Origin of the sequence: Shigella sp. FC1967, assembly GCF_001743005.1 — a bacterium.
GTDB lineage: Bacteria > Pseudomonadota > Gammaproteobacteria > Enterobacterales > Enterobacteriaceae > Proteus.
Map to the genome: position 1 here is coordinate 1 of NZ_MIIZ01000643.1, position 20798 is coordinate 20798.

The following is a 20798-nucleotide window of genomic DNA, read 5'->3' on the forward strand; positions in this document are numbered from 1 at the left end:
CGACTTGCATGTGTTAGGCCTGCCGCCAGCGTTCAATCTGAGCCATGATCAAACTCTTCAATTAAAAGTGTTTGATGCTCAAAGAAATCGAAAACTTAGCTATTCATAAATGAATTTACTTTTGTTGTTCACTCTTCAAGACTTGATACATCTAATATTTTAGAAGATATCGTCTCTGCGAGTGCCCACACAGATTGTCTGATAATTTGTTAAAGAGCAATGCAACATTCGCTGCCGTTTCCGGTCTTCTGCGTTGTTGCGAGGAGGTGCATTCTACATCTTCCTCATTGAGTGTCAAGCGTTTTATTTTCAAGGCTTTTCACTTTTTTTCTTCGTTCTCTCGGCTAACTCACTTAGCGTGGTTTGCCGTGACAACGAGGGCGCATTATAGGGAGTTTTGTGAAGCTGGCAACACTTTTTTTTTCGTTTTTTCACTGACCGTTGAATTTTCCACCAAATTGCACTTAAAGCGCCAATTTTCTGAGCGATTCAAAGCCAAAACTCGCTAAAACAGGTTTTAATGATTCACTATTCTCATCTTCTTTTAAGCAATAAGCGAAGCTAATTTCATTTGAACCTTTTATTTTCGCTTGATTTACGACCAACCACGCAGTTCGTCGTGCAATTGCAGCGCCAGAATCAATAATTCGTGTGCCATCAGGTAAAACAGAAAGTAGTTCATCCGCTAATAGAGGAAAATGAGTACAACCTAATACCACAGTATCCGGTGGCTCTTTCATTTTTAACCAAGGAGTGAGGATTTTACGAAGCTCATCCAAAGAAACGGATTCACCATGAAGTTTTCTCTCAGCCAGTTCCACCAGCTCAGCCGAACCTAAAGAGTGAACTTTGCAATCAGTCGCAAAGCGTTCAATGAGTTCATGGGTATAAGGACGTTTAACCGTTGCTCTTGTTGCTAATAATCCAACCACACCATTACAGGTTAATTTAGCCGCGGGCTTAATAGCAGGAACAACGCCTACAATAGGGATCTCGGTAAACTTGGCACGTAAAGCAGGAAGACTTACTGTACTTGCTGTATTACAAGCAATCACAATAGTAGCGAGATCATGTTTTTCAGCAACCGCGCTAATTATTCGAACAACGCGGTCAATAATAAACTCTTGTGATTTTTCACCATAGGGGAAAGCTTCATTATCAAAAACATAGATATAGTGAGCCTCCGGTAGTTTTTCACGGATCTCACGATAAACAGATAAACCGCCAACCCCTGAATCAAAAACTAATACAGTAGGGTTAGCGGTAGATAGTGCATCAGAAGTTGTAACTTCCTGTGAGGAAGTATTCTCGTCCTGGCGTGCGATAGCCATAAGCTGTCTCATAATCTTTATCAAACAGGTTGGCTATTCTACCACGAATTGAGAGATGTGATGTAATAGGATATGAAGCCGTTAAATCCCAAATACTCACACCACCTAAAGAAACCGTCTCATAAGTTCCATAATCTTTATCTGTACGTTGACCGATATATTGGTAAGTTACACCCATATCAAGTTTCTCAACTTGCCAATCAAGTTGATATTTCAGTTGTTGGCGGGCTCGACGCTCAAGACGTTGATGGGTTTCTTTATTTCTTGCATCTATATATTGCAAGCTAAAGGTATGATGGAAAACCCACGTATCCATTTCACCTGTAAATTCCATACCTTTAATTAAGGCCTTACCAACATTGTAATTACGATATGGATAGGTCGATTCGCCTTGGATCAAAGAATTTACATCATTGCGATATGCTGTTAATCGCCATGATAAAGGTCCTGTTAACCCTTCAAAGCCTCCTTCCCACTGTTTGCTCTCTTCAGGTTGTAAGTCTGGGTTACTTCCCCACTCACTATAAAGTTGCGTCAGTGTCGGTGCTTTAAATGCCGTACCATAACCCCCAATAACACGATAACCATCGACAAACTCCCAGCCTAGGTTAGTTTGCCAAGTCGTATGCCAACCATATTCCGAGTGCTTATCAGAACGCACTGAGGCTTCAGCAATGATGTCACCTAACTTTTGCTGTCCTGTTAAATATAAGCCGGTATTATCGAAATGTTCTTTCTCAGGGAATCCACTAGAGCCAGCTTTAATAGATTGACGTTGCCAATCAACACCTCCCCCGATACTACCATTTCCTAATAAAAGGTGATTACCCCACTGTACATTATATTGTTCGGAGTTGGTAAAACGGCTTCCTTTACCATAACGACCATAACGCGGATCATAGTCATAATCTTTAGTGTAGTTATAGCTGGTATTTAAATAAGAAGAGTAATTATCACGATAAAACTTCACACCTCCATCATAGGTGCGGCTAAATAGTGCTCTTGTATCCGTTAAGATATCGCTATAGTTATCATAATAAGCATCATAAGCCGTGCGATTATCAAAACCATAAGCTCGTGCATATAAAGAAACGTTATCGTTAATATCGTGATTAATCCCTAACCACAGTGACTTATTCATAAAACCATCACGATCAGGCTGTGGATGCCGCCCGTATTTCCATTCGCTTCTACATCATAACCTTTGGTATAGAGATAACTCCCCGCTGCCGTTAATGTCGTTCTATCCCCGACTTTCTGTTTTACAGAGCCATCATATTCTTGATAACCATGAGAACCCATTGTGGCATTAAGCGTTCCTCCTTCCGTTTTTCTTTCTGTGAGGATATTAATCACACCACCAATCGCATCTGAACCATAAACAGAAGAACGAGGCCCTCTGATATATTCAATACGTTGAACAAGAGAAAGGGGAATTTGGCTAATATCGGAACTACCAGATATATTAGCCTGATTTAAACGCACACCATCCACTAAAATAAGAACATGACGAGATTCAGCCCCACGTACATAAATAGAGCTCATCTGACCTATTCCACCGTTTTGCCCCACATCAATACCCGGCATTCTGCGTAATACATCAATAACACTATTGCTCTGCCAGCGATCGATCTGTTCGCGTTCAACAACAGTGATAGGCGCTAAAATAGAAGAGTTCGGCTCTTGAAAGCGGTTTGCTGTCACACTTAATGTATCGCTGTTATTCGCAAACACGTCAAAACTGCCCACCATGACACTCAAAGCCACACTAGAAATGAAAAAAACTTTTTTATTATTCATGAATAATCTGCATCCAACAGAATAAGTAGTAGGATGCCGCCAAAATTAAATAAAGCGCGTATTTAATTTAAGATGCGACAGGTCTTCGGCAGGTCTTCGGACTCTAGGTTAAATAAACCATTTTGTCTATTTAAGATAATGACTTCCCACGGTACTTATTAGGTACTTTGTAGTGTCTTTTATTATCCTTGATCCTATTACCGCTGCGCGTCAGTTCTGGCTTTGCACCAGATTCCCTTTTCACTCCTATTAGGAGACCGAATAACCATGCTACGATTTCAAATCCTTTGAGTCCAGAAATTGAACATGAAGAATACTGGACATCTTCATGAGGATCTCTACAATTTCGCTCGCTTAACTTTATTACTGCCAAAAAAAGGCGAGATACCATGCAGAATTCATTACCAACGCAAACATATCAGTCTCAACTGAATGAAAAAATCCAACGCCTACAAACAATGATGGCGCCTTTTAATGCGCCTGAAGCAGACGTTTTTTCATCACCAGAACAGCATTATCGTATGCGTGCGGAATTCCGTATCTGGCATGAAGAAGATTCTCTCTATCATATTATGTTTGACCAGAAGACTAAGCAGCGTATTCGGGTTGATCAATTTCCGGTTGCCAGCCAACTTATAAATAAAATGATGGCTGCCTTGCTGGCAGAAATAAAAGATAAACCAACACTTAGGAAGAAACTGTTCCAGATTGATTATCTTTCTACGTTGAGTAATAAAATTATTGTTTCGCTGCTTTACCACAAGAAAATTGATGAAACTTGGCAACAAGAAGCTATGGCATTACGCCAATCATTAATTGCTCAAGGTTTCGATGTGCAATTAATCGGTCGTGCATATAAAACAAAAATTATGCTTGATAACGATTTTATCGATGAAGTATTACCGGTCGCTGGCAAAAAGATGATTTATCGCCAAGTTGAAAATAGCTTCACGCAACCTAATGCTCAGGTCAATATTAAGATGCTGGAATGGGCATTAAAGGCAACGGAAAATGCAAAAGGCGATCTTCTTGAGCTGTATTGCGGTAATGGCAACTTTTCATTAGCACTCGCACGTAATTTTGATCGTGTGCTGGCAACTGAAATTGCAAAACCTTCTGTTTATGCCGCGCAATATAATATTGCAATGAACCATATTGATAATGTGAAGATTATTCGCATGTCCGCGGAAGATTTTACTCAAGCAATGAATGGGGTAAGGGAATTTAAACGCCTAGAAGGGATTGATTTAAAAGATTACCACTGTGAAACTATTTTTGTTGACCCTCCTCGCAGTGGTTTAGATGAGAAAACTGTAGAATTGGTTAAAACTTACCCGAGTGTTTTGTATATTTCTTGTAACCCAGAAACACTGTGCCAAAATTTAGAAACCCTCATAAAAACACATAAAATCAGTAAATTAGCATTATTTGATCAATTCCCATATACCCACCATATGGAATGTGGCGTGTTATTAGAAAAAAGATAACTGCTTATTTTATTTGTTATAGATAAAAAATCGCCAATAATACGTATAAAAAACAAAAACACCAGCAAGATAACTTGCTGGTGTCAAAATTTCGCTGTGTTTACAACAAAGAGATAAGTACAGGCTAGTACTGTTCTGCTTGTGATGCTTTTTCAGCTTCTTCTGCCTGTATACGTAAGCGTTGACGCTGTTTGAATTGACGATAAATCCACAACGCAACGATAACGATACAAACGGAAGAAAAGAAATTCGAACCCCATTCAGGATTAACAGTTCTGGTGTAAGCGTTATAACCAAATAAGCCTAATAAAAAGAATGAAAAAATCAGCTTAGGCATACCATCGGTCATAGGTTGATTTAAATAGCGCTGATATAAACAGTAAACGGCCAAGATTAAACTAATGAGTGGGAAAACTGACCACGACTCAATAAACGGGTTAAAAAAGCTTGAATAGGTACCATGTAAAGCGACGCCAATGACTATGGCAAGTAATAGCGTGCTTTTTTCACAGCGATTTTGTTCCATCATTTGTCTCCTTTCTGATGCGTTTTTTTCTTTATTTCTGGGTTATCTTGTAGAGGTATTTGCGTTTCTTGCTCACGTCGATACCAATAATAGGCACCTTTAGCAATCATTCGCAGTTGTATAACTAATCTTTCTTCTAATTGTTGACGCTTTTCAATATCGATATCCAGTGCTTCTGCGCCTGCACTAAATACAATAGTGACCATTGCTTCAGATTGCATTTCTGTAAAATAACGTGGCATATGGCTCTCTTGCTCAAGATAGTCTGCCAGTTCTGCAATAAAATGTTGGATCTCTCGTGCGACAGCCGCACGAAACTCAGCGGAAGTTCCAGAACGTTCACGAAGTAATAATCGGAACGCATTAGGATTATTACCAATGAATTCCATAAAAGTTGCTACGGATGTTCTGATAACACTGCCACCTTTCGCAATACGTTGACGTGCTTGACGCATTAATTGACGTAACATCAACCCACTCTCATCAACCATAGTAAGCCCAAGTTCATCAACATCTTTAAAATGACGATAAAATGAGGTGGGTGCAATACCAGCTTCTCTAGCCACTTCTCGTAAACTTAGACTTGTAAAGCTACGTTCGGCACTCAGTTGGCTAAAAGCAGCTTCAATTAAAGAGCGACGGGTTTTTTCTTTTTGTTTAGCTCTGATGCCAATATTATTACTCACAGAAATCCTGATAATTCTAATTTGGTTTATACTCAATATATCAAATTTTGTTAAAAAAAGCAGTGCGTACAATCATCTCTCAAGACACATTCTTATAAAAACTCAACAAAGTGTGACTAATGCCCTTAATGTCAGTTGGGCTATTATTCATTCTAATGTTAATATAGCGTTGTCGGTTTGTATAAAACAGGTCTCTTCCTATGCAACATTCTCATTTCGATGCAATTGTGATCGGTTCAGGTCCTGGTGGCGAAGGCGCGGCCATGGGGCTTGTTAAACAAGGAAAGCGCGTCGCTGTTATAGAACGTTATAACAAAGTCGGTGGGGGCTGTACTCACTGGGGAACCATTCCTTCAAAAGCCCTACGTCATGCAGTAAGCCGTATTATTGAATTTAATCAAAACCCGCTTTACAGTGACCAATCTCGCCTTATTAATTCCTCTTTTTCTCAAATACTTCGCCAAGCCAGTACCGTAATTAGTCAACAGACTAAAATGCGCCAAGGTTTTTACGAGCGTAATAATTGTACGATGTATTCCGGTGAAGCTGCGTTTATTGATGAGCATCGGATCAGCGTGCGTTATCCAGATGGTACTTGCGATATTCTTTCAGCTGATAATTTCATTATTGCAACAGGCTCTCGCCCTTATTGTCCGCCAGATGTCGATTTCTCTCATTCTCGTATTTATAACAGTGACACTATCCTTGACTTAGAGCATGAGCCTCATCATGTCATTATTTATGGTGCTGGTGTCATTGGTTGTGAATATGCCTCTATTTTTAGAGGATTAAGAGTAAAAGTAGACTTAATTAATACACGAGACCACCTATTATCTTTTCTTGATCAAGAAATGTCTGACGCACTTTCTTATCACTTCTGGAATAACGGCATTGTTATCCGTCATAATGAAGAGTATGAAAGCATTGAAGGTGTCGATGATGGTGTTATTGTTCACCTAAAATCAGGTAAAAAAGTCAAAGCAGATTGCCTGCTTTATGCCAATGGTCGAACAGGGAACACAGATACACTCGGCTTAGAGAACGTCGGTATTAAAACAGATAGTCGTGGGCAAGTTTCTGTTAATGCACATTACCAAACCAGTTGTGAACACATTTATCAGTCGGTGATGTTATTGGTTATCCAAGTCTGGCGTCTGCCGCTTATGATCAAGGTCGAATTGCGGCTTTAGCTATCACAACAGGAAAATCAGAAACTCATTTAATTGAAGATATTCCAACAGGAATTTACACCATTCCTGAAATTAGTTCTGTTGGTAAAACAGAGCAACAACTCACTGCAATGAAAATTCCTTATGAAGTGGGTCGCTCTCAATTTAAACATCTGGCAAGAGCACAAATTGCAGGCATGAATGTGGGAAGTTTGAAAATTCTCTTCCATCGTGAAACCAAGCAAATTTTAGGTATTCACTGCTTCGGTGAACGTGCCGCTGAAATTATTCATATCGGTCAAGCAATTATGGAGCAAAAAGGTGAAGGCAATACTATCGAGTATTTCGTTAATACGACCTTCAACTATCCAACAATGGCAGAAGCCTATCGTGTTGCAGCGCTTAATGGTTTAAATCGCTTATTTTAATACGTTTTGTTTCTCCGCATAAAATGCGGTCATATGTTCACGGATTGTCTCAGCTAACTGTTCATAACGATTACGCAAAGGCGATCCGGGACGATAAACCATAATAATAGAACGTGATGGATTGGGATTGGTACATTCTAGATAACAAACTCCATCACGTTTTTGTTCTTGAGGTACAGATAAATCCGGTAATAAGGTGATCCCACTACCGGCAGCGACCATATTACGCAGAGTCTCTAAACTCGTTGCTCTAAAATGAGTATCTTCTTTTGCCCCCGCTTGGAAACAGAATCCTAATGCTTGATCGCGTAAACAGTGCCCATCTTCTAACATCAATAAACGCTGACCCGCTAACTCCCCCATCGGCACAGACCTACGTTCATTCCATGGGTGTCCTTCATAAATAGCTAATTTCATTGGCTCTTCAAATAAAGGCACTTCAATAAACGGCGCACTCTCTTTTACCATTGCTAAAATTGCACAATCGAGCTTCCCGCTATCTAATTGAGCTAATAAGCTATGAGTTTGTGCTTCATGAAGATACATTTCTAACTTAGGGTAGTTTTTATGTAATTCAGGAATGATATGGGGTAATAAATAAGGACCAACAGTAGGGATAAGCCCAATATGTAAAGGCCCTGCCATGCTTTCCCCCTGCAATGAGGCCATTTCTTGTAGCACTTTGACTTCACGTAAAACGGTTTTCGCTTGATCCACCAGCAACAAACCTTGTTGAGTAAACAGAACCTTACGGCTCGTTCTTTCAAGCAACATCACACCGAGTTCATCTTCAAGCTTACGAATCTGACCACTTAATGTTGGCTGACTCACATGGCAAGAATCTGCCGCACGACGAAAATGTTTATGCTCAGCTAGCGCCACCAGATATTCCAAGTCACGGATATTCATTGCAGATCTCACATTTATTGCTGATAGTTAATGTCTATAGATAATATAGTAACTGATAAATTTTTCTATCAGCCAAATGTTATTTTGCCTCTCTTTGTCAATATTTTCTGAATAAATGGCGCAAACAAAACTCATGACTTCATACTTTAAAGAATTCAAAATGAGTATAAGTACTATCAGCGAGTTAAAATAAAAAACAGAGTGATATTCACCCTGTTCTTTTTGAATAACAGTAAGTTGTCTTAGATAAATGCTTTTCTTATTTATTCATATTTAAAGCATCTTTGGCTTTGACTATCGCATAAGCAACCTGTTTTTGCGAAACACCCCCTTTTGCAAGGCGTTTATCTAAACAAGATTGAAGCGATAGAATATCGTACACATCAATCATAATTTTACTGTTAAACATCTGTAATTCAGAAAGCGGGAGTTCTTCAATTGCTTTACCTTGCTCAATCGCGCAAACAACCACTTCCCCCACAATATGGTGAGCTTCACGAAATGGTACACCTTTAGCAACCAGATAATCGGCAAGCTCAGTGGCATTCGCATAACCTTGTTTCGCAGCTTCTTCACAACGAGGGCGACGAATTTGGATCCCATCAAGAACAAGCGTTGCCATATGTAAACAATCAGACCATGTATCGATAGCGTCAAACAGCCCTTCTTTATCTTCTTGCATATCTTTATTGTAAGCGAGAGGCAGGCCTTTTAAGGTCATCATCATGCCCGTTAATGCACCTTGTACTCGCCCACACTTCCCACGGATAAGTTCCAGTGCATCTGGGTTTTTCTTTTGTGGCATTAATGAAGAACCAGAAGTCACTTTGTCTGATAATTCAATAAAACCCGCTTCGCCACTGTTAAAGAAAATAAGATCTTCTGCAAAACGAGATAAATGCACCATACCAATAGCTGCCGAGGATAATAGTTCTAAGACATGATCGCGATCGGATACACTATCTAAACTATTATTGGTTGCACTCGCAAAACCTAACCATTCCGCTAATTGTTCACGATCGATATCGTAAGCTGTTCCCGCTAAAGCCCCACTGCCTAATGGACTGACATCTATACGTTTTAATGCATCAGCTAGGCGACTTTCGTCTCTGGCTAACATTTCATTGTATGCTAAACACCAATGCGCAAAGGTAACGGGTTGAGCACGCTGTAAATGAGTGTAACCTGGCATCACCGCATTTTGATTTTGTTCTGCCGTGATAACTAAGGCTTTTTGTAGCTCAACAATGGCTTGGCGAAGGTGAATCACTTCTTCTTTACACCATAATTTTAAGTCTGTTGCGACCTGATCATTACGGCTACGACCCGTATGTAATTTTTTACCTAAATCACCCACTTTGGCAATAAGCTTACTTTCAACCCAGCTATGAATATCTTCTGCATCACTTTGCAAAATAGACTGTGGATTTGCTATCACTTCTTCTGATAATTCATTTAACGCTTGCTCAAGTTGAGCTTGTTCATCTTGCGACAATACGCCAACGGTGACTAACGCTTTAGACCAAGCTACTGAGCCAAAGATATCCTGTTGTGCCAGTCGAAAATCAAACCGCAGTGAATCATTGAATTGTTTAAACCGTTGATCAGCTTCCTGACTAAAACGTCCACCCCAGAGTGCCATAATCGCTTCCTGTATTGATTCTGTGTAATAAAAAAGAGTGAGAGTGATGCCCTATGAACACCACTCTATTGCCTTATGTTATTTCTTGCTTAGCGCACGAATACGTGATGGCAGAGAATATAAACGAATAAATCCTTCAGCATGGCTGTGGTCGTAAACTTCATCCTCACCAAAGGTCGCAAATTCTTCAGAATACAGACTGTTATCTGATTTCTTCTGGATAGCATTCACATGACCTTTATAAAGTTCTAAAACCACTTCGCCATTCACATCCTTTGCCAGTGATTCTGCAGCTGCTTGTAGTGAAGCACGAATTGGCGTAAACCAACGTCCATCATAAGCGACATAAGACATCTCTAAGCCTAATTGCTGACGCCATTTAAAGGCATCTCTATCAAGCACCAGTTGCTCAACACCACGCAGAGCCGCCATCATGATAGTGCCCCCTGGGGTTTCATAGCAGCCACGAGATTTCATTCCCACTAAACGGTTTTCAACAATATCAATACGTCCGATACCATGCTTAACACCTAATGTATTTAATGTGTCTAAACATTCAAAAGGTGATTGTGTTTTACCATTTACCGCAACAACTTCACCGGCTTTTACTGTAACCGTCACTAATTCTGGTGTTTCTGGTGCTTTCTTAGGATCAACGGTCCACGCCCAGCAATCTTCATTTGAGGCATTCCATGGGCTCTCTAATACGCCACCTTCTGTTGAGATATGCCATGCATTTTCATCACGGCTATAAATTTTCTCTAGCGTTGCTGTTGTTGGGATATTACGGACTTTTAGATAATCCAACAGTGCTTCACGAGAACGTAAATCCCACTCTCTCCATGGTGCAACCACTTTCAGTTGTGGGGCAAGTGCCGCATAAGTACTTTCAAAACGAACCTGATCGTTTCCTTTACCTGTTGCGCCATGAGCAACCGCATCAGCACCTAATTTTAACGCGAGTTCAACTTGTGCTTTCGCGATAACAGGACGTGCCATTGACGTGCCTAATAAGTAGCTACCTTCATATAACGCGCCTGTTTTTAATACTGGGTAAACATAGTCTTTAATAAACTCTTCACGTAAATCAACGATATGACACTCGGAAGCCCCTGATACTAATGCCTTTTGTTCCACACCCACTAAGTCATCACGGCTTTGACCAACGTCAGCAACAAAAGCAACAACTTCACAGTTATCATAATGTTCTTTTAGCCAAGGGATGATTGCCGAAGTATCCAATCCACCAGAATATGCCAATACGATTTTCTTAATACCTTTAGTCATAGTGATAACCTTCAATTCCCAATTTGTTTAAATTCTGCCAACTATCAAATAGCGATAAGATGTCTAGCGTTATTGTTAAGCTAAAATACGAGTGCCTACTGCAACACCATTAAATAATGTCGTCAGCTTTTCAGCATGGCGCCAACTTGCGATTTCAACAGGTCTTCCTAACGTTTTAGCCGCTTCCAATGCCGCATTGACTTTCACTATCATGCCGTCAGTAATAATCCCTTGATCGATTAATATCTGTGCTTTCTCAGCTGACATCTCGGCAATCTTCTGACCTTTACCATCTAAAATGCCACTGACATCGGAAAGCAGGACTAAATCAGCGCCTAATGTTTCAGCAATAGCGGTTGCTGCTTGGTCAGCATTCACATTCATCAGCTCACCTTTTTCAGTCATACCGATAGAACTGATAATAGGCAGATAGCCCGCTCCCAATAATAAATTGAGTAAATCAGGAGAGCCGGGATTTGCATTTCCTACATGACCTAACTCTTCATTGATTTGTGTGACGTTCGTTAATTGTCCATCACCTAAAGAAAGCCCCACACCATTAAGCCCAAACTTGGTTGCCCACGATAACAAGGTTTTATTGGCACTTCCGGCAAGTGCCCCTGTAATGATGTCTATCTGATCAGCAGGTGTGACACGAAGCCCCTGCTTTTTCACCACAGGCAATTGCAATTTTCCCATCAACTCATCCACTAAACAGCCGCCACCATGTACGATGACTAAAGGACGAGAATGCGTTGAGCGATACTGTTGTAATGCAGTGAAAAATCGAGTTAACGCTTCTTCATTATCAAGGAGCACGCCACCCAGTTTGATAATTAATGGTTCCATGAAACTTCCCTACTCATTATTAAATAAGTGATTCGGTTTCAGCGAAACCAAACCGAATATTCATACATTGCACTGCTTGTGCAGCAGCCCCTTTCAACAAGTTATCTTCAACACCAACCACAATCAGATGTTCACCTTGTTGAGCAAATCCGATATCACAGAATGCAGTTCCTACCACGGCTTTTAATGCAGGCAACCCTTTTTCATAAACACGCACTAAGGGTTTATCTTGATAAGCATCATCAAAGGCTTGTCTTACATCCTCTTGTGTCACACCTGCTTGTAACTTACAGGTGATAGTGGCTAAGATCCCTCTAGCAAAATTGCCTAAATGAGGTGTAAAAATCACATCAATACCCAGATGGGTGGCAATTTCAGGTTGATGACGATGAGTAAACACACCATACGGTTGCAAACTCACCTCACAAAAGCTGCTAGTTAAAGAGGCTTTTCTACCTGCGCCACTCACACCGCTAGTTGCATTAATAACGGGCCACTGTGCTGTATCTAAAAGTCCTGCTTCTACTAAAGGTTTTAGTGACAACTGAGAGACGGTTGGATAACAACCCGGCACTGCAATTAATTGCGCCTGACTAATAATGTCAGCATTCCATTCAGCCAACCCATAAACTGCCCGTGATAACCAATCAGTATTCTTATGCTCGAATCCATAGTATTGTTGATAAAAATGCTTGTTTTGTACTCGATAGGCACCAGACAAATCGAATACCACACAACCTTGCTCTAAAAAGACAGGAGCAATGTCATGGCTGACTTCATGTGCTGTTGCTAAAAAAACGATATCCATATTTTCAGCCGCTTTAACGACATCAACCATCGGTTCGAGTGGAAGATCGACTAAACCACGATATTGTGGATGAAGTTCAGAAAAGCACTTTCCTGCATCTGCACTTTGAGCTGATACCATCAGTCTGCTCAAATTCACATGAGGATGCTGCTGAAGATAGGCGGCTAATTCAGCGCCAGTGTAACCACTTGCTCCTACTATCAGAGTATTTAACATGTCATTCTTACCTTGTACTATGAACACAAACCGATTAATGTATTTTTTATTCAAAAAAAAGTGCATGAATATTGATACTATTATGAAGAAAGGCTGTCAACAGTGAATATTAAATTACCTACATTTATTGAGATTTATCGTCAATTAATTGCAACACCCTCTATCAGTGCTACAGACGCTAAAAACGATCAAAGTAATGAAGCGCTGATTAACTTGCTTGCTAATTGGTTGGAAATATTAGGTTTTTCAATTGAAATCCAACCTGTACCTGAAACGCGAGGTAAATTTAACCTTCTGGCAACATTAGGCGCTGGAAAAGGAGGATTATTACTCTGTGGTCACACCGACACAGTACCGTTTGATGAAGGCCGTTGGACACAAGATCCTTTTACACTGACAGAGAAAGAAAATAAGTTATATGGATTAGGTACTGCCGATATGAAAGGCTTTTTTGCCTTTATCCTTGATGCGTTACGGGATATAGATACTAAAACGTTAACTCATCCTCTCTATATTCTCGCCACCGCAGATGAAGAAACCTCGATGGCAGGGGCTCGTTATTTTGCCGCTAATACAGTCATCCGCCCTGATTTTGCCATTATTGGTGAACCCACATCGCTGAAACCTATTCGTGCTCATAAAGGGCATTTATCGAATGCAATACGTATTACAGGACAATCAGGACACTCTAGCGATCCAGAAAAAGGCGTGAATGCGATAGAGCTAATGCATGAGTCTATTACCCATCTTAGTACTCTGCGCGATACGTTAAAAACTCGCTATAACAACCCTGCGTTTGTTATCCCTTATCCAACGATGAACTTTGGTTATATTAATGGCGGTGATGCAGCAAATAGAATTTGTGCTTGCTGTGAATTACATATGGATATCCGCCCACTACCAGGATTAACGTTACAAGACTTGGATGATTTACTGCACGAAACATTAGCCCCCGTCAAAACACGTTGGCCTGATCGCTTAAATATTGAGGCGTTACACGATCCGATCCCGGGTTATGAGTGTCCAACCGATCATAAGATGGTCGCCGTGATCGAAAAACTATTAGGTGAGAAAGCGCAAACGGTGAATTACTGTACTGAAGCGCCGTTTATTCAAGATCTCTGCCCTACCTTAGTGTTAGGCCCAGGTTCTATTGAACAGGCACATCAGCCTGATGAGTTTATTGATATGGCATTTATTGAGCCAACTCGCGAACTCATGGGACAATTAATTGAAAACTTCTGTTTAGCTGAGAACGTGCAATAATAAAGATTGATAGGGTTGGATTGGAGTTACAGAAAGGTGACGCGCTGAATGTCGTCACCCTTTCCTGCAACTTGAAATATGACAAGTATCGTTTAACGATTAACGTAACCAATTTGTTTTAGCGAGTTGAACGACTTCATCGCCTCGACCATTAATAATCGCTTTCATCATATACAGGCTAAAACCTTTTGCTTGTTCAAACTTCACTTCAGGAGGCATTGAAAGCTCTTGTTTTGCGGTTACCACATCCACAATTACAGGGCCATCATGTTCAAAAGCCTCTTTTAGCGCACTATCAAGATCTTCACCTTTTTCAACTCGAATGCCTTTGATACCAGATGCATTAGCAATAGCAGCAAAATCCGGATTATGTAAATCTGTTCCATCCGTTAAATAACCGCCCACTTTCATTTCCATTGCAACAAAGCCTAATACACTGTTATTAAAAATAATCACTTTGACGGGTAAATTCATTTGAGCTAATGAGATAAAATCCCCCATTAGCATAGTAAATCCACCATCACCACACATAGCCACAACTTGACGCTTTCTATCTAACGCTTGAGCACCGATAGCTTGAGCCATCGCATTTGCCATAGAGCCGTGATTAAACGATCCTAATAAACGACGTTTTCCATTCATTCCCACATAACGGGCTGCCCACACTGTTGGCGTACCTACATCACAGGTAAAAATAGCATCATCATTTGCAAGTTCACCTAATCGACGCGCTAAATATTGTGGATGAATAAGTTCACGCTCACTGGGTTGTGCAAGTGCATCCAGATCTTGTCGTGCTTTGGCATAATGTTTTAATGATGCATCAAGATGCGTAGTGTCTGTTTTCTCTTTTAAACGGGGCTGTATTGCATTTAGTGTGGCTTTAACATCGCCAATCATCGCCATATCGACATGACAATGCGAACCAAGACTACTTGGATTAATATCAATTTGAATAATATTAGCTTTTGATGGATAAAATGCACGATAAGGGAATTGCGTACCTAATAACACTAACGTATCCGCATTTTCCATCGCGTGATAACCGGATGAAAATCCAATTAACCCTGTCATGCCTACACTGTAGGGATTTTCCCATTCGATGTGCTCTTTCCCACGTAATGCGAACACGATAGGAGCTTTTAATGTTTGGGCAAGTTTAATCACTTCGTCGCGAGCTTGGGCACATCCAGCACCGCACATTAAAGTGATATTTTTTCCATTATTCAAGGCATCAGATAATTTTTCGATTTCGAAACGATTTGGCATGATGAGGGGATATTGCAACGGATACCAGTTTTCATGCGCATCTTCTGGAGCAGGTTTTAGTGCAATATCTCCAGGTAAAACAACGACTGCGACCCCCTTTTTCAAAATAGCGGTTCGCATTGCAATGGCAAGCACTTGAGGGATCTGCTCTGGATTTGAAACGAGCTCACAGTAATGGCTACATTCGCGAAAAAGTTCTTGGGGATGTGTTTCTTGAAAATAATTGCTACCAATTTCAGCCGAAGGAATATGAGCGGCAATCGCTAATACAGGAACATGGTTACGGTGGCAATCGAAAAGCCCATTAATTAAGTGTAAGTTACCTGGTCCACAAGAGCCTGCACAAACGGCTAATTCACCATTGATAGCGGCTTCTGCTCCAGCGGCAAAAGCGGCGACTTCTTCATGGCGAGTGCCCATCCATTCAATAGAGCCCATTTTACGCAAGCTATCACTTAATCCATTTAATGAATCACCTGTCACCCCCCAAATACGTTTCACACCTGCATTGTGGAGCACTTTAGCAATATACGTTGCAACTGTTTGCTTACTCATGTGACGCCTTTCCTTTTTATTTTAGTGGGTAATCTCTCTACATGCTGCCCCTAACATAACAACCGACTCTTTTATCACATCATATAGAGAATACCGTGTTATTAACTCAAATATAAAGAATAACATCTCTTGATTGATTGTCACGGTAGATAGGTCAATTAATAAAGGAAATTAACGATAAAAAATAATACTATTGATAAATATACTAATCGCTTTTATGACTCATTTCGCATTAAATAAGAATCTCTCTCATTTATATTGTATTAAAATTATCAAGTACTAGACAAAATAAACTTATAGGATTATTTTAATAATTAAACTAATTTTTTAATTGCTTTTTTTTCTATTATCATTTTTATTTAACAATATAGCTGACACATTTCAGCCTTACCCTCTGTCTTTTCTCAATAATTTCACTTAACTCAAATTGTTAATAAATATATTACTATTATTTTATTTCATGCCCCATGAAAAAGAGGTATGAAATAAACATGACATTGGTCACGCTACCTTTTGCTTTTTGTCCTCTAGAATAAACCCTGATTATTTTTCAACGGAGATTAACGGATGGACAAAAGTAGAAGTCCGATAAAGGTTTTCTTTATTAGTATTCTGGCAGTCCTTTTCTTAATTTTTATTTCACAATATGTCATTGGTAAAAAAGAAATTAAGATTGGCATTGCAGTAATACCTATTTTGCCAATGCTATTTGCTGTCATTATTGGTATGTGTATATCTGCTGGATTTACCCGTAAAAAAATTAAAGTATGGGGTAAATTATTCACAGAAAAAGAAGAAGGCTTCTGCGGTAAAATGGTAGGTTTCAGCCTACTTATTTTAGGTACGCAATATGCAGGAATGATTGTTCCTAATATTAAAATGATTTTAAGTGTCGGTATTCCTTTATTTGTTCAGGAACTCGGTAACTTATTACCAGTATTAATTGCAGTTCCATTAGCAATTAAATTTGGATTTGGTCGTCGTGCAATTGGTGCTTGTTCATCTATTAGCCGTGAACCTTCTATTGCTGTTATTCAAGGTAAATTTGGTACAGGCTCTCAAGAATATATTGGTGTATTAGCCATTTATTTATGTGGTTCGGTTATCGGTACTTTATGGTTTAGCGTATTAGGTAGTATTGCTCCATTAACTGGATTACATCCACTGGCTCTTGCAGCAGGCTCTGGCGTGGGTTCTGGTTCAATGTTAAGTGCTGCATCAGGTGCATTAATTAATGGTCTTGATGAAGCATTAGCACAGCAAGTATTAAGTGTTGCCGCTGCATCTAACTTATTATCTTCAGCATTAGGCGCACTGTCATTAACCTATTTAGGTTTACCTCTTTCAGAAAAAATTTATAAAATTTTCACCAGAGGCAAAACTGCATGAAAAATATAATTATAGATATGAAGTTTGTATTCGTTGCTATTTTACTGGCAATGTTTACTCAGACGTTAACATCAGGGATCGCTCTTTATGCAATGTGGGATAGCTTTATTGCTATGTCATTAGTGGTATTTATTTCACTCGTTGCAAAACATTATTTACCTTCATCTTTACCAACATTTGCTTATGCAACAATTATCGGGATCCTTATTTGTTTACCCGAAACGCCGGTAAGAGATTTCTTTATTAGTTCTATTGGTAAAGTTTCTTTCTTATCTTGTTGTGTTCCTTTATTAGCATTTGCTGGTTTATCTGTTGGTGGTCAATTAGAAGAACTTAAGAAAATGTCATGGAAAGTTATTCTTATTTTCATGATTGTTTCAACTTGTTGTTTCTTTGGCGCATCAATCGTCGCGCAAATTGGATTTACTATCCAGGGGAGTTATCTAATGAATAATATTTATAATGTCAGTGAAAAACTCTTTCAATTAAATGAATTTAGTAAAAAACACGACAAGACCTGCATAAAATACCTGAGCTATCAGGTGAAGAATATAAAACTTCTCAATACTGTCGTGAATTAATGGAGAGTTTTGGTTATCAAATTAAAACTTTTGATGGGTATACTGGTTTCACCGCAGACTTAATTGTTAATGCTGAATTTCCATTAATTGCTATCCGTGCTGATATGGACGGATTAGAAATGCCAGACTTGACGAATAATGAACATAGCTCAATACACCCGGGTTGTGCGCATAACTGTGGTCACGATACGCATATGACCATGGCATTAACCAGTGCTAAATATCTTGCCGAGAATAGAGAAGAGATGAGCGCGAACGTTCGTTTTATTTTCCAAATGGCTGAAGAAGATATGCGTGTCCCTGGCGCTGAAAAAATGGTTGAACTCGGTTGCATGGAAGGCGTTGACGAAACTTACGCTCTTCATAATGATGCTGCGATTGAAACAGGTTGTGTTCGCTTTAATGATGGCGTGATGTCATCTTATGGTTCAGCATGGACATTAGATGTTTATGGTGTTTCTGCGCATGGTTCAACACCACACAAAGGGTTAGATGCCATTCGTGAAGCAACTCGCTTAATTGATTATATGGATTATGTTGTTGCGAAAAAGACAGATCCATTTAGCCCAGCAGTCTTTGGTTGTGGCATGATCAATGGGGGAACAATCCCTAATGCATTAGCTGATCACGTACAAGCCCGCGGTACTATCCGTTCTATGGATGAAAATACCGACCAAGTATTGAAAGCCAGTTTTGATGAAATCGTTGCACGTAGTACAGCGGGTGGATTTAAAACCACATTAAGCTATAGCGGATACCCTGCAGTTGTAAATCACCCAACTGCTCATCAGCGTTTATTAGATGCAATGCGTAAGTTCTTACCAGAAGAGAATATTGAATCGAATGGTAAGCCAATGACAGGCAGTGAAGACTTTAGTTATATGGTTAACGCCACAAAAGGTAAAGTCGGTGCAATGTTCTTTTTAGGAAGTGGTAATCAAGCAAAAGGTATTAATAATTACCTTCACGCAAATCCTTATTTTGTCGATGATGATTGTTTACTCGTCGGAGCTCAGATTTTTGTTAATATTCTGACTCGCTAATCGCTTATTATTCTGCCCTAAGCCCGTTATTGCCCCCGCAAAAACGGGCTTTTTTATTCTGACATCTATTCTGCAACGCTATTATTCACATTTACTGAACGTAAATCCGGTAATCCTTGATATACCTCTTTACTGTGCCATTGGGTCTCCCACTGCTCAGGCATCTGAATAATATTTTTATCAATATGTGGCGCATAGAGAGAAATAAATTCATGCATATAATCTTTCATATGAGTATGTTTACTGACACAGATATGGGTATAACTCGGTTGTACTAAATGATCGATATTAATACATTTTAATGTGTCACCATCTTCAGCCGCATCATAAGAGGCTGTCGCAATAACACCGATGCCTAAATGTCGCTTCACATAGTATTTAATAATTTCTGTATCCGTCGCTGTTAGCGCCACCTTCGGCTTAAGATTATTTTTATAAAATACCTTGTCTAATTTTGATCCTCTGGTAAAACCGAAAACATAAGTAATCAATGGATACTCAGCCATTTGCTCGATGGTAACCTGCTCTTCGTCCTTCAATAAAGCAAGAGGATGGTCATAAGGAACCAATAAACTACGAGTCCAGCGGTAACAAGGCAGTGTAATTAGGTCTTCATAAAGGTGCATCGATTCTGTTGCGATAGCAAAATCCACATCACCATTTTTAACCATTTCCGCCAATTGAGCCGGTGCACCTTGGTGAAAATGTAGCGCAATATTAGGGTAATAGCGACGAAAGTGATCAATCACATTTGGCAATGAATAACGTATTTGTGTATGTGTTGTCGCAATATGTAAATCGACTTTTTTATTACGATCTTCTTCAGCCACAATACTTTTGATTCGGTCAACTTGCCCAAGGATATCACAAGCAATCTTATGGACTTCTTTACCCATCGGGCTTAGTGCTAATAAATTATTATTTTTACGCACAAACAGCGACACACTTAATTCATCTTCTAATATTTTTAGTTGCTTACTAATTGTCGGTTGTGAAGTGTAGAGTTTTTCAGCCGCATTAGTAATGTTGAAATTATTTTTCACGACTTCAACAAAGCTTTTCAGTTGATTAATGTTCATAGAGGTACCTGGGTTAATCTGCACAAATGCGCGGTTAATTATTAGTTTTTATAAATTTTTTATTCTAAATATGGGTCACAAATAAATTATCTTTAATATCTCGGTTGTGATACCCCGTCATACTGCTTTGATATAATCTTAATAAGAATAGCGATATCTATTCTATTATCCACATTTTCATCTTGACTCATCGAAAGAATAATAAAGTAAAATAAAGGGTTAATATTTTTATTTAACTATCGCCCTTTATATTATGCATAATGCTCATACAAATGCGTTAGCCTGAATCAAAAAAAGACAGAAATGACATAACATAATGTTCATAGAGGTACCTGGGTTAATCTGCACAAATGCGCGGTTTAATTATTAGTTTTATAAATTTTATTCTAAATATGGGTCACAAATAAATTATCTTTAATATCTCGGTTGTGATACCCCGTCATACTGCTTTGATATAATCTTAATAAGAATAGCGATA

13 protein-coding genes, 1 rRNA gene, 3 pseudogenes and 1 riboswitch are annotated in these 20798 nt (G+C 39.4%); of the genes and pseudogenes, 5 read left to right on the forward strand and 12 right to left on the reverse strand.

Annotated elements, in window-relative coordinates; translation table 11 throughout:
* The 3 genes and pseudogenes from BHE89_RS08395 to btuB all read right to left on the reverse strand — a co-directional run.
* A 16S ribosomal RNA gene (locus tag BHE89_RS08395) occupies window positions 1–64 on the reverse strand; the annotation flags it as partial.
* A gap of 400 nt (window positions 65–464) precedes the next feature.
* Window positions 465–1331 carry a glutamate racemase gene (gene murI / locus BHE89_RS08400; RefSeq protein ID WP_069366812.1) on the reverse strand — a complete coding sequence of 289 codons (867 nt, stop codon included), beginning with the start codon at window positions 1329–1331 and terminating at the stop codon, window positions 465–467.
* Window positions 1276–3131 (reverse strand): annotated as a pseudogene (gene btuB, locus BHE89_RS08405) (TonB-dependent vitamin B12 receptor BtuB). Before btuB ends, murI begins: the two are co-directional and overlap by 56 nt.
* A 70-nt stretch (window positions 3132–3201) precedes the next feature.
* Window positions 3202–3408: riboswitch (cobalamin riboswitch) on the reverse strand.
* 112 nt (window positions 3409–3520) lie between these two features.
* On the opposite strand from btuB, the gene trmA reads away from it, so the two are divergent.
* Window positions 3521–4618 carry a tRNA (uridine(54)-C5)-methyltransferase TrmA gene (gene trmA, locus BHE89_RS08410; RefSeq protein WP_069366814.1) on the forward strand — a complete coding sequence of 366 codons (1098 nt, stop codon included), beginning with the start codon at window positions 3521–3523 and terminating at the stop codon, window positions 4616–4618.
* Window positions 4619–4742: 124 nt separating this feature from the next.
* Here the strand turns inward: trmA and BHE89_RS08415 are convergent, their stop codons facing one another.
* Window positions 4743–5144 (reverse strand): YijD family membrane protein, encoded by a 402-nt coding sequence (locus tag BHE89_RS08415; RefSeq protein WP_069366815.1) that lies wholly within the window; start codon window positions 5142–5144, stop codon window positions 4743–4745.
* Entirely contained in the window at window positions 5144–5830 is a 687-nt protein-coding gene (gene fabR, locus BHE89_RS08420; protein ID WP_069366914.1) for an HTH-type transcriptional repressor FabR, read from the reverse strand. The genes BHE89_RS08415 and fabR overlap by 1 nt, the downstream gene beginning before the upstream one ends.
* 200 nt (window positions 5831–6030) lie before the next feature.
* On the opposite strand from fabR, the pseudogene sthA reads away from it, so the two are divergent.
* Window positions 6031–7427 (forward strand): annotated as a pseudogene (gene sthA / locus BHE89_RS08425) (Si-specific NAD(P)(+) transhydrogenase).
* Here sthA and oxyR read toward each other — a convergent pair.
* The 5 genes from oxyR to argC form a co-directional block, all read right to left on the reverse strand.
* Window positions 7419–8336, reverse strand: coding sequence for a DNA-binding transcriptional regulator OxyR (oxyR, locus tag BHE89_RS08430; RefSeq protein ID WP_069366817.1), 918 nt, complete (start codon window positions 8334–8336; stop codon window positions 7419–7421). The pseudogene sthA and the gene oxyR overlap by 9 nt on opposite strands.
* Window positions 8337–8595: 259 nt before the next feature.
* Complete coding sequence (gene argH, locus BHE89_RS08435; RefSeq protein WP_069366818.1) at window positions 8596–9978, reverse strand: argininosuccinate lyase; 1383 nt, start codon at window positions 9976–9978, stop codon at window positions 8596–8598.
* A 78-nt stretch (window positions 9979–10056) separates the two neighbouring features.
* Window positions 10057–11265: an argininosuccinate synthase gene (locus BHE89_RS08440; protein WP_069366819.1), complete on the reverse strand. Its 1209-nt coding sequence runs from the start codon at window positions 11263–11265 to the stop codon at window positions 10057–10059.
* A 75-nt stretch (window positions 11266–11340) separates the two neighbouring features.
* The gene (gene argB, locus BHE89_RS08445; protein WP_069366820.1) at window positions 11341–12114 is read right to left on the reverse strand and encodes an acetylglutamate kinase; all 774 of its coding nucleotides are present in this window, start codon (window positions 12112–12114) and stop codon (window positions 11341–11343) included.
* Window positions 12115–12133: 19 nt separating this feature from the next.
* Window positions 12134–13138 (reverse strand): N-acetyl-gamma-glutamyl-phosphate reductase, encoded by a 1005-nt coding sequence (argC, locus tag BHE89_RS08450; RefSeq protein ID WP_069366821.1) that lies wholly within the window; start codon window positions 13136–13138, stop codon window positions 12134–12136.
* Between the two features lie 102 nt (window positions 13139–13240).
* Between argC and argE the strand changes: the two genes are divergently transcribed.
* Entirely contained in the window at window positions 13241–14404 is a 1164-nt protein-coding gene (gene argE / locus BHE89_RS08455; RefSeq protein ID WP_069366822.1) for an acetylornithine deacetylase, read from the forward strand.
* Window positions 14405–14503: 99 nt separating this feature from the next.
* Here argE and poxB read toward each other — a convergent pair whose 3' ends face one another.
* Entirely contained in the window at window positions 14504–16228 is a 1725-nt protein-coding gene (poxB, locus tag BHE89_RS08460; protein ID WP_069366823.1) for a ubiquinone-dependent pyruvate dehydrogenase, read from the reverse strand.
* Between the two features lie 567 nt (window positions 16229–16795).
* Here poxB and BHE89_RS08465 point away from each other — a divergent pair.
* Entirely contained in the window at window positions 16796–17617 is an 822-nt protein-coding gene (locus tag BHE89_RS08465) for a DUF3100 domain-containing protein (protein ID WP_023583450.1), read from the forward strand.
* Between the two features lie 446 nt (window positions 17618–18063).
* Window positions 18064–19241 (forward strand): annotated as a pseudogene (locus BHE89_RS08475) (M20 metallopeptidase family protein).
* 65 nt (window positions 19242–19306) lie between these two features.
* Here the strand turns inward: BHE89_RS08475 and BHE89_RS08480 are convergent.
* The gene (locus tag BHE89_RS08480; protein WP_069366825.1) at window positions 19307–20320 is read right to left on the reverse strand and encodes a LysR substrate-binding domain-containing protein; all 1014 of its coding nucleotides are present in this window, start codon (window positions 20318–20320) and stop codon (window positions 19307–19309) included.
* Window positions 20321–20798 lie beyond the last annotated feature (478 nt).